The sequence below is a fragment of the Streptomyces mexicanus genome, from assembly GCF_902506575.1.
In the GTDB taxonomy this organism is placed as follows: Bacteria; Actinomycetota; Actinomycetes; order Streptomycetales; family Streptomycetaceae; genus Streptomyces; species Streptomyces mexicanus.
Map to the genome: position 1 here is coordinate 1 of NZ_LR732597.1, position 2,861 is coordinate 2,861.

2 protein-coding genes are annotated in these 2,861 nt (G+C 74.0%); both read left to right on the forward strand.

Annotated elements, in window-relative coordinates; genetic code table 11:
• The first annotated feature begins 48 nt into the window (after positions 1–48).
• Positions 49–1,623: a flavin-containing monooxygenase gene (locus tag GV126_RS32945; protein WP_159674712.1), complete on the forward strand. Its 1,575-nt coding sequence runs from the start codon at positions 49–51 to the stop codon at positions 1,621–1,623.
• A partial coding sequence (locus GV126_RS32950; RefSeq protein ID WP_159674714.1) for a sugar efflux transporter occupies positions 1,620–2,861 on the forward strand: 1,242 nt, incomplete at its 3' end. The genes GV126_RS32945 and GV126_RS32950, both read left to right, overlap by 4 nt.

Below are 2,861 nucleotides of genomic sequence, written 5' to 3' on the forward strand. Positions count from 1 at the left end.
GGTCCCACCGCCCCACCGAACCTCCCACTCCGAAGGCCAGGAACACGTATGCGCACAGCTGTGATCGGAGCCGGCCCCGCGGGGCTCACCTGCGTCAAGCAGGCCCTCGCCGACGGCCACGACGTCGTCTGCTACGAGAAACACCCCGACCTCGGCGGCATCTGGAACCCCGCCTCCGGCGGCGCCTACGCCGGGGTCCGCATGCAGAGTTCGCGGATGAGCATGCCGTTCTCCGACCACCCTCCGGGCTTCGACGCCGACTTCCCCACCCAGGCCGAGGTCCACACGTATCTGCGCTCCTACGCCACCGCGTTCGGCCTGCTGGACGCGGTGCGGTTCGGTCACGAGGTCGTCCGGGTGGCCGAGGACGGCGGCCGCTGGGCGGTGACGACCCGGCAGGGTGCCGCGGGCACCGAGGAGACCGAGCACGTCGACGCCGTCCTGGTCGCCAACGGCGAGCTGTGGCGGCCCCGGCTCCCGGCGTCGGGTGTGCCGCCGGCCGGCACCGGTGTCCGCGTGCTGACCGCCCCGGAGTACCGCGGCGGGGCGGAGTTCGCCGGGCAGCGGGTCCTGGTCGTCGGCGGCGGGGTCAGCGGCGCCGACATCGCCGCCGACCTGGCACCGCACGCCGCCCGGGTCGACTGGTCCGTGCGCCGCAGGGCGCTGTTCCTGCCGCGCAGCATCGCCGGCGTCCACAACGACGCCCTGTTCTCCTACGCGGGCCGGGTCGCCGTGGAGGACGTCCCGTACGCCCGGTACCTGGACTGGCTGGCCGAGTGGATGCCCGGGTACATGCGCATGTACCGCGCCACCGGACTGCTGCCCGAGGACGGCTTCCACGGCGCGGTGCACGTCAACGACAAGATCGCCCCCGCCGTGCACGACGGCGGGGTGCACCCGGTCGCGGCGTTCACGCGGTTCACCGCCGAGGGCCGGGCCGTCCTCGCCGACGGCACCGGCGACCGCTACGACAGCGTGGTGCTGTGCCTGGGCTACGAGCCGCCGGACTACTCGTTCATCGAGGGTCTGCGCCGGCAGGACCTGTACGAACACCACTTCTGGCGGCACGACCCGACGCTCGCCGTGGTCAACACCCCCGTGGACACCGAGGCGTTCGGCACCGCCTGCCCCTACTTCGAGGCGGTCGCCGGCTGGGTGCTGAGCGTCCTCGGGGGCAGGGCCACGCTGCCCGGGCCCGCGGAGCGCGCCGCGTGGTGCGCCCGCCACATGTCCGACCTGGACGACCGGCGCTACCTCGACTGCTGGCTGGAGACCCTCCGGCTCGGCCTGCTCAGCGGCGCGCTGCCGGACCCGGCCGTGGACTTCCGGGCCTACTGGACCCTGGTGTCCAGCCAGGTCGATCCGGCCAACCTGCGCCCCGGACGGGCCAGGCCGGTGCCCGCGGCGCACGACGACCGGCTGGACCTGGACGGGATACGGCACCGCGTCCTGGCCGCGCTGCCCGCCGCCACCCGGGAGCGGCTGCTGGCCCGGGGCGAGATCGACGCCGCCGACCTGGCCGCCGCCGCACGGGTGCCCGCCGGCCGGGAACTGGAGCCCTGGCTGCCCTACCGGCAGCGCGCGGCACACTCCGTCGGCCCGGCGCGGGGCAGGGCCGCGTGAGCGCCCAGACCGTCACCGGAACACAGCCGGGCGGCCGGTGGCGGCTGCTCGGCGATCCCGCGGTGCGCAGCCTGATCGCCGCGACCGCGGCGGTCGGGGTGGCCGGTGCGTTCGTGGTGCCCACCACCAGCCTCTTCCTCACCGAGGCGGTCACCGCCACCCCCCTGATGGTCGGCCTGTTCTTCGCCGCCCGGTCGATCGCGGAGATCGGCACCGACGTGGTGGTCGGCGCGGTCTCCGACCGGCTGCGCAACCGCCGCACCATCCTGGTGCTGACCGCGCTGTGCAACACCGCCGGCGCCCTGTGCTACACGTTCCTGCGCGACTACTACCTGCTGCTGCTGACCGGCATGGTCTGCTTCGGCCTCGGCGGCGCCTGCTTCGGCCAGCTGTTCGCCTACACCAGGGACCTGGCCGACGACCGCGGCGTGGACGCCCCGTTCTTCAACGGCTTCCTGCGCTCGGTGACCTCCCTGGCCTGGGTGATCGGCCCGCCGCTCGCCTTCTGGCTGGTCGCCCGCTGGTCCTTCGCCGCGCTGTACGCCACGACGGCCGTGCTGTCCCTGCTGGCCGCCGCGCTGTGCCGGTGGGGGCTGCCGCGCCCCGGGACGGCGCAGGACGCCGAGGAGGGCGAGGAGCCGCCGCCCGGACTGCTCGGCATGTTCCGCGGGGTCGGACTGCGCACGGTGCTCGTGCTCGGCTCCGTCGTGCTGCTGCTCGGCGCCAACACCATGTACCAGATCGACCTGCCGCTGCACATCACCGAAGAGCTGGACATGAGCGCCCAGTTCGCCGGGTTGCTGCTCGGCGTCAGCGCCGCCCTGGAGATCCCGCTGATGGTGCTGGTCGGGGTGTGGGCCGACCGCATCGGCAAGAAACGCCTGATGATCACGGCCACCGTGTGCGCCACCGTGTTCTTCGCGCTGCTGCCCCTCACCCACAGCCGGCCCCTGCTGATCGCGCTGCAGCCCCTCAACGCCGCCTGGGCCGCGGTGGCGCTGAACATCCCCGTGGTGATGCTGCAGGACAGCCTGCCCGGCCGGTTCGGCACCGCCTCGGCCCTGTACTCCAGCGCCTTCAAGGCAGGCACGTTCCTCGGCGGTCTGGTGGTGGGCACGGTGGCCACCTGGACGGGCTACGCACAGGTCTTCTGGGTGTGCGCCGGCCTGACCGCCCTGTCCGGCCTGCTCGTGCTCCTGCTGCGGGCCGCCCCCGCCGACCAGCCCCTCGACCCCGTC